The following is a 7173-nucleotide window of genomic DNA, read 5'->3' as shown; positions in this document are numbered from 1 at the left end:
AGCACTGGAGCAGATGGTGCGGTCCAGCAGCGACGCGCCCAAGCGATGAAAAAACCGCGCCGCCATCGACTCGCCTTGCACCAGACCCATGGTGCCCGCGTAGCTGTAGGGCAGGATGGTTTGCGGGTCGTGCGCGGCCAGCGCCCCCAAACGGGCGGCGATGTCGTCGAGCGCCTCGTCCCAGCCGACGGGCTCGAAGCGGCCCTCGCCCTTGCGGCCCACGCGACGCAGCGGCTGCAACAAACGCTCGGGGTGATAGACCCGCTCCAGGTACCGGCTGACCTTGGTACACAGCACGCCGGCCGTCTGCGGATGGTCAGGGTTGCCCTGCAGATGCACGGCGCGCCCCGCGCGCACCGTGGTCAGCAGCGAGCAGGTGTCGGGGCAATCGTGCGGGCAGGCGCCTCGGATGGTGGAGGCCTCTATCGGGGCTTCAACGGTGGTGGTCATGGGTGCATGGTACGCCAAGGCCCACAGTCATCCCAATCCGCGCTAGCATCCCCCCTATGAAACTGATCGAACCCATCGTCCAGCAGGCAGCGGCCATGGCTGCCATCCGGCGCGATCTGCACGCGCACCCGGAACTGTGCTTCGAGGAGGTGCGCACCGCCGACCGCGTGGCCGCGCTGCTGACGCAGTGGGGCATCTCGATCCACCGGGGTCTGGGCAAGACGGGGGTGGTCGGTATCGTCCACGGGCGCGATGGCGGCGCCTGTGGGCGAGCGCTGGGGCTGCGCGCGGACATGGACGCACTGCCGATGACGGAGCGCAACACGTTCGAGCACGCCAGCCGCTACCCCGGGCGCATGCACGCGTGCGGGCACGACGGCCACACGGCGATGCTGCTGGCCGCCGCGCAATACCTGGCCCAGCAGCGCGACTTCGACGGCACGGTGTACCTGATTTTCCAGCCCGCCGAGGAAGGCGGTGGCGGCGCGCGCGAGATGATCGCCGACGGGCTGTTCGAGCGCTTCCCCATGGAGGCCGTCTTTGGCATGCACAACTGGCCGGGGCTGCCCGTGGGCCACTTTGCCGTCAGCCCCGGGCCGGTGATGGCCTCCAGCAACGAATTTGCCATCACGGTGCGCGGCCGCGGCGGCCATGCGGCGCTGCCGCACCATGCGATCGACCCGGTCCCGGTGGCGTGCCAACTCGTGCAGGCGTTTCAGACCATCCTCACACGCAACCTGCGCCCGGTGGAGCCTGGGGTCATTTCGGTCACGATGATCCACGCGGGCGAGGCGACCAACGTCATCCCCGACACCTGCGAGATACGGGGCACGGTGCGCACCTTCTCGCTGCCTGCACTGGATTTGATCGAGACGCGCATGCGCGAGCTGTCCAGCCAGATCTGCGCCGCGTTCGGCGCCGAGGCGACGTTCGAGTTCCGGCGCAACTACCCGCCCACCATCAACCATGAGGCGCAAGCCGCCTTTGCCGCCGAGGTGATGCGCGACATCGTGGGAGCAGACCACGTCGTGGCGCAAGAGCCCACCATGGGCGCCGAGGACTTCGCGTACATGCTGCAAGCCAAGCCAGGGGCGTATGTGTTCATCGGCAACGGCGATGGCAGCCACCGGCACGCACACGGGCCGGGGCACGACGCGGGGCCGTGCACGCTGCACAACCCGCACTACGACTTCAACGATGCGTTGATTCCGCTGGGCGCGACGTTCTGGGTGCGGCTGGCGCAGCGCTGGCTGGCGCGCGGCCAGTGACGCTGCGCGTACCGAGCGCTCACGGCCGACGCGCTGGCGCGGGGGGCACCGGTGCCTGCGCGTTGCCATAGCGCTCGCGCGCAATCGCCAGCAGCCCGTCGAAGATCAGCCCCTCGACCAGCTCGAACGGCACCGTCATGTGCGGCGCCATCTTCCAGCCGGCGCCACCGGTCATCAGGCATACTGGCTCCTGCCCGGTGTGGGCACGCAAATTGTCTACCATGCGCTGCACCGCCCCGGCGATGGCATACGTGCCGCCGCTCGTCAGTGCATCGCTGGTGTTGGTGGGGAACGCGCGCACCTCGCCGGTGGGCACGTGCAGCCCGGCCGTACCGGACTCGAGCGCCCGCAGCATGATGCCGTGGCCAGGCAAGATCAAGCCACCCAGAAAGCGGCCCTCGGCGTCGATGGCTTCTACCGTCACCGCCGTGCCGACCATGACCACCACGCAGGGCCGCCGCTGTCCGCGCGCGAGCAGCCGCTGGCGCGCACCGATCATGGCCACCCAGCGGTCCGACCCCAGGCGCGCCGGATGGTCGTAGCCGTTGACGAGTCCAGCCTCGGTCGCGCTGGGCACCACCCAATGCACCGGTGCATCCCAGAGTTCGAGCTGTTCTTCCACCCGGTGGCGCGCGCCAGCACCGGCGACGATGCTGCCCAGCACCCAGTGCGGCGCGCGCAGGGCGCGCCAGTCGCCTTCGGCCAGGGTTTCGATGTTTTCCAGGAATTGCACCCCGTGCGCCAGCAATCGCGCACCGGGGCGCGGCGCCTCGTACAGCGCCCACTTCAGGCGCGTGTTGCCCACGTCGAGCGCCAACAGGGCGGTGCCTCCCGATACGGCTGGGCCATGCGCAGGGGTCGGGGAAGCAAAAACCGGGACGTTCGGCGGCGGCGCTGTCATGCCGCCATCATAAACCCGGCCTCGGAAGGCCGGTGTCACCTGCCGCCACCGCTCAGTTCTGCCGCCACGGCAGACCACGGTAGCGCCAGCCGCCGCGACGTCCGCGCTGGCCATGTTCGTCCAAATCGCCCTCGAAGCCCTCCAGCACGTTGTAGGCGGTGGCGCCCAGCTCGGTGGCGCGCCGTGCCGCCGCGATCGAGCGCGCGCCGCTGCGACACAGCATCAGCAGCGGTCGGCCGTCGCCGCGCAGCAGTGAGCGCACACCGTCATCGAAGCCAGGGTTGGGCTGCATGCCGGGCCACTGCTTCCACGCCAGCGGCACGGCGCCGGGCACGTATCCCACCCACTCGCGCTCGGCGTCGGTACGCACGTCCACCAGCACGGCGCGGCCCTGCTGCACCCAGTCCCACGCGACGGCGGGTGGAACGTCGCCCGCATAGCCGTCGGCGGGCTGGGGTGCGTCCAGTGCCGCGCCGTCCGCGTCGTGCCGGATGCCGCCATGCAGGTTGGCCGGCACCGCCTCATCCATGCGGCGGGGGCGCGACAGGTTCAAGCCGTTCATCAACGCGACGAACTCGTCGAGCGTGCGCCCGGCCACGCGGGCGTTGTGCGCCTTCTCGTGCCCAATGGTGGAGTGCGTGCGCCCCCGGTAGTCGTGCCCCGGCCAGACCACGGTATCGTCGGGCAGGGCGAACAGCACCTCGGTGATGCTGCGGTAGAGCGCCGCCGCGTCGCCCGACTGAAAGTCGGTGCGCCCACAGCCGTCGATGAGCAGCGTGTCGCCGGTGAAGACGTGCCGCTGCACCCCCTGGCTCGTGGCACGCTCCCAAAAGTAGCTCATACTGCCCGCAGTGTGGCCCGGGGTGGCCAGCGCGCGCACGCGCTGGGAACCGAACGTCACCTCGTCGCCGTGCTGCAAGGGGCGGTGCACGGTGACGATGCCGCAGGCAGCCGGGGCGGCCGTCAGAGCGCCGGTGTGCTCGGCCAGCCACAGCGCGCTGGTGATGTGGTCGGCGTGGGCGTGCGTCTCAAGCACCCAGCGCAGCCGCAAGTCGTGCTCACGCAGCACGGTCAAATCGCGCTCGAGCTGCACATCCACGGGGTCGATGATGAGCGCCTCGCGCGACGCCTCGTCGAACAAGACGTAGGTATAGGTGCAGGAGTCGGGGTCGAAGAGCTGGATCGGGTTCATGTCCGCCATGGTAGCGACGACCCCCGGTTACGCAAAGCGCGACAGCAGCTCGGCCACGTCGTCGGGCGGTGTGTCACCCTGGGCCATGACGCAGCCCACCATCATGAAAAACGATTTGTCCAGCGCCTTGCGGGCAGCCGCCAACTGTTGCGTCACCTTCTCACAATCGGTATCGGCCTCGATCAGGCGCTGGATGCCGCGCAGCTGCCCTTCCACGCGCCGCAGGCGCAGCAACAGGGCCTTTTTTCGCTCGGGGTCGTGGACGGCGGTCATGACATGCCAAACATGGAAAGGTATATACCCGGTATGGTATGACAAACGGTCCGGGCTGCCAAGACCCGCGCACGTGGGCGATGCCCCTCCCGGACCGGGCCAACCCGGTTGGCGAGCCGCGCGGACTCGGGTAATATTGACGTTTACGTAAACGTCAAACACGAACGCCGTCGCGCGTGCCGCCGCCCAGCCACCCCGAGGAGACCTGCATGACCCAGTTGTCTGCCGACTATCAGGCCTTGGCCAACTACCGCCCAACGCACAAGGTGCGCTTCGTCACCGCCGCCAGCCTGTTCGACGGGCACGACGCGGCCATCAACATCATGCGCCGCATCCTGCAGAGCATGGGCGCGGAGGTGATCCACCTGGGCCACAACCGCTCGGTGGACGAGGTGGTGACCGCGGCATTGCAGGAAGACGCGCAGGGCATCGCCGTGAGCTCTTACCAGGGCGGGCACGTCGAATATTTCAAATACATGGTCGATCAGTTGCGCGCGCGCGGCGGCGAGCACGTGCTGGTCTTCGGCGGCGGCGGCGGCGTGATCGTGCCCAGCGAAATCCGCGAGCTGATGGACTATGGCGTGGCGCGCATCTACAGCCCCGAAGACGGCCAGCGCATGGGCCTGCAGGGCATGATCGGCGAGATGGTGATGCGCTGCGACCGCGACCTGTCGGTCTACGCGCCGACATCGCTGGAGGCCATCCGCGGCCACACGGACGCCGCCTGGCGCGCGCTGGCGCAGCTCATCACGGCGCTGGAAAGCGGCCAAGCCGACCCCGGCTTGCGCACGCAACTGCACGAAGCGGCAGCCAGCGCGCGCGTGCCGGTGCTGGGCATCACCGGTACGGGCGGAGCCGGTAAATCGAGCCTGACCGACGAGCTGATCCGGCGCCTGCGGCTGGACCAAGACGATGCGCTGCGCATTGCGGTCGTCAGCATCGACCCCAGCCGCCGCAAGAGTGGCGGCGCGCTGCTGGGCGACCGTATCCGCATGAACGCGATCGGCCCCTGGCAGCAAGGCGCACGTGTGTACATGCGCAGCCTGGCCACGCGCGAGGCGGGCAGCGAGATCTCGGCCGCGCTGCCCGACGTGGTGGCGGCGTGCAAGGTGGCGGGCTTTGACCTCGTCATCGTTGAGACTTCTGGCATCGGCCAGGGCGATGCCGCCATCGTGCCGCACGTGGACGTGCCGCTGTATGTGATGACGCCCGAGTTTGGTGCGGCCAGCCAGCTCGAGAAGATCGACATGCTCGACTTCGCTGAGTTCGTGGCGATCAACAAGTTCGACCGCAAGGGCGCGCTCGACGCGCTGCGCGACGTGGCCAAACAGGTGCAGCGCAATCGCGAAGCATGGGGCAAGCGGCCCGAGGAGATGCCGGTCTTCGGCACGATGGCGGCGCGCTTCAACGACGATGGCGTGACCGCCTTGTATCAGGCGCTGTTGCCGCGGCTGGCCGAGTTGGGCCTGACGCTGCCGCTGGGCGCGGACGGCGGCCGGCTGCCGCGCGTGAGCACGCGCCACAGCAGCCAGTTGCACGCGATCGTGCCGCCACAGCGCAGCCGCTACCTGGCCGAGATTGCCGACACCGTGCGCGCCTACAAACGCCGCGTGCGCCAGCAAGCCACGTTGGCGCGCGAGGTGCAGCAGTTGCGCGCCGCCGCCGCCATGCTCAGCGTCGACAAACCGCACCGCCCCAAGGCAGCCGAGGCGGCGCTCGATTTGGCCGCGCAGCGCGAACAGCGGCTCGACGCCGACGCGCGCAAGCTGCTGCAGCAGTGGCCCGACATGCAAAAGGCCTATGCGGGCGACGAGTACGTGGTCAAGATCCGCGACAAGGAGATCCGCACGCGACTGGTGCACACCACGCTGTCGGGCAACAAAATCCGCAAGGTGGCCCTGCCCAAGTACGAGGACCACGGCGAGCTGCTGCGGTGGCTGATGCTGGAAAACGTCCCCGGCTCCTTCCCGTACACCGCTGGAGTGTTCGCCTTCAAGCGCGAGGGCGAAGACCCGACGCGCATGTTCGCCGGTGAGGGTGACGCCTTTCGCACCAACCGGCGCTTCAAGCTGCTGTCGGAGGGCATGCCGGCCAAGCGGCTGTCCACCGCGTTCGATTCGGTCACGCTCTACGGCCACGACCCCGATCCGCGCCCAGACATCTACGGCAAGATCGGCAACTCCGGCGTGTCGATCGCCACGCTGGACGACATGAAGGTGCTCTACTCGGGCTTCGACCTGTGCGACCCGGCAACCTCGGTGTCGATGACCATCAACGGTCCCGCTCCGACGATTCTCGCGATGTTTTTCAACACCGCCATCGACCAGCAGATCGACAAATTCCGCGCCGACAACGGCCGCGAGCCGACCGACACCGAAATCGCCAAGATCCGCGAGTGGGTGTTGGCCAACGTGCGCGGCACGGTGCAGGCCGACATCCTCAAGGAAGACCAAGGCCAAAACACCTGCATCTTCAGCACCGAGTTCAGCCTGAAGGTGATGGGCGACATCCAAGAATATTTCGTCCACCACAACGTGCGCAATTTCTACTCGGTCTCGATCAGCGGCTACCACATCGCCGAGGCGGGCGCCAACCCGATCAGCCAGCTCGCCTTCACGCTCGCCAACGGCTTCACCTACGTGGAGTCGTATCTGGCGCGCGGCATGCACATCGACGACTTCGCGCCCAACCTGAGCTTTTTCTTCAGCAACGGCATGGACCCGGAGTACACCGTGCTGGGTCGGGTCGCGCGGCGCATTTGGGCCGTGGCCATGCGCGACAAGTACGGGGCCAACGAGCGCAGCCAAAAGCTGAAATACCACATCCAGACCAGCGGGCGCAGCCTGCACGCGCAAGAAATCGCCTTCAACGACATTCGCACCACGCTGCAGGCGCTGATTGCCATCTACGACAACTGCAACAGCCTGCACACCAACGCCTACGACGAAGCCATCACCACGCCGACCGAGGAGTCGGTGCGCCGCGCGATGGCGATTCAGCTCATCATCAACCGCGAGTGGGGCCTGGCCAAGAACGAAAACCCCAACCAGGGCGCCTTCATCATCGAAGAGCTGACCGAGCTGGTGGAA

6 protein-coding genes are annotated in these 7173 nt (G+C 68.0%); 2 read left to right on the top strand and 4 right to left on the bottom strand.

Annotated elements, in window-relative coordinates:
• Positions 1-450, bottom strand: a 450-nt coding sequence (locus Q0716_RS04080; protein WP_299019974.1) for a molybdopterin-dependent oxidoreductase, incomplete at its 3' end; no start/stop codon positions are given.
• Between the two features lie 56 nt (positions 451-506).
• Between Q0716_RS04080 and Q0716_RS04075 the strand changes: the two genes are divergently transcribed.
• Positions 507-1718 carry a M20 aminoacylase family protein gene (locus Q0716_RS04075; protein ID WP_299019972.1) on the top strand — a complete coding sequence of 404 codons (1212 nt, stop codon included), beginning with the start codon at positions 507-509 and terminating at the stop codon, positions 1716-1718.
• 19 nt (positions 1719-1737) lie between these two features.
• Here the strand turns inward: Q0716_RS04075 and Q0716_RS04070 are convergent, their stop codons facing one another.
• From Q0716_RS04070 to Q0716_RS04055, 3 genes are read right to left on the bottom strand one after another with little or no spacing between them, the layout of a single operon-like run.
• Positions 1738-2619: a type III pantothenate kinase gene (locus tag Q0716_RS04070; RefSeq protein ID WP_299019969.1), complete on the bottom strand. Its 882-nt coding sequence runs from the start codon at positions 2617-2619 to the stop codon at positions 1738-1740.
• A 52-nt stretch (positions 2620-2671) separates the two neighbouring features.
• Complete coding sequence (locus tag Q0716_RS10930; protein ID WP_366139713.1) at positions 2672-3811, bottom strand: MBL fold metallo-hydrolase; 1140 nt, start codon at positions 3809-3811, stop codon at positions 2672-2674.
• A 27-nt stretch (positions 3812-3838) separates the two neighbouring features.
• On the bottom strand, positions 3839-4084 hold the full coding sequence (locus Q0716_RS04055; RefSeq protein WP_299019962.1) for a metal-sensitive transcriptional regulator: 246 nt from the start codon (positions 4082-4084) through the stop codon (positions 3839-3841).
• 209 nt (positions 4085-4293) lie between these two features.
• Between Q0716_RS04055 and icmF the strand changes: the two genes are divergently transcribed.
• The coding region (gene icmF, locus Q0716_RS04050) for a fused isobutyryl-CoA mutase/GTPase IcmF (RefSeq protein ID WP_299019960.1) at positions 4294-7173 on the top strand (2880 nt) is incomplete at its 3' end.

This window comes from uncultured Tepidimonas sp., from assembly GCF_938045175.1.
Taxonomy (GTDB): Bacteria; Pseudomonadota; Gammaproteobacteria; order Burkholderiales; family Burkholderiaceae_C; genus Tepidimonas.
Note: the sequence above shows the minus strand (reverse complement) of the source record. Positions and strands in the feature narration are given on the sequence as shown.

What these genes read in the sequence shown, in the direction of transcription:
- Q0716_RS04075 (WP_299019972.1), top strand. Translation starts at nt 507, where the DNA reads ATGAAACTGATCGAACCCATCGTCCAGCAGGCAGCGGCCATGGCTGCC.
- Q0716_RS04070 (WP_299019969.1), bottom strand. Translation starts at nt 2,619, where the DNA reads ATGACAGCGCCGCCGCCGAACGTCCCGGTTTTTGCTTCCCCGACCCCT.
- Q0716_RS10930 (WP_366139713.1), bottom strand. Translation starts at nt 3,811, where the DNA reads ATGAACCCGATCCAGCTCTTCGACCCCGACTCCTGCACCTATACCTAC.
- Q0716_RS04055 (WP_299019962.1), bottom strand. Translation starts at nt 4,084, where the DNA reads ATGACCGCCGTCCACGACCCCGAGCGAAAAAAGGCCCTGTTGCTGCGC.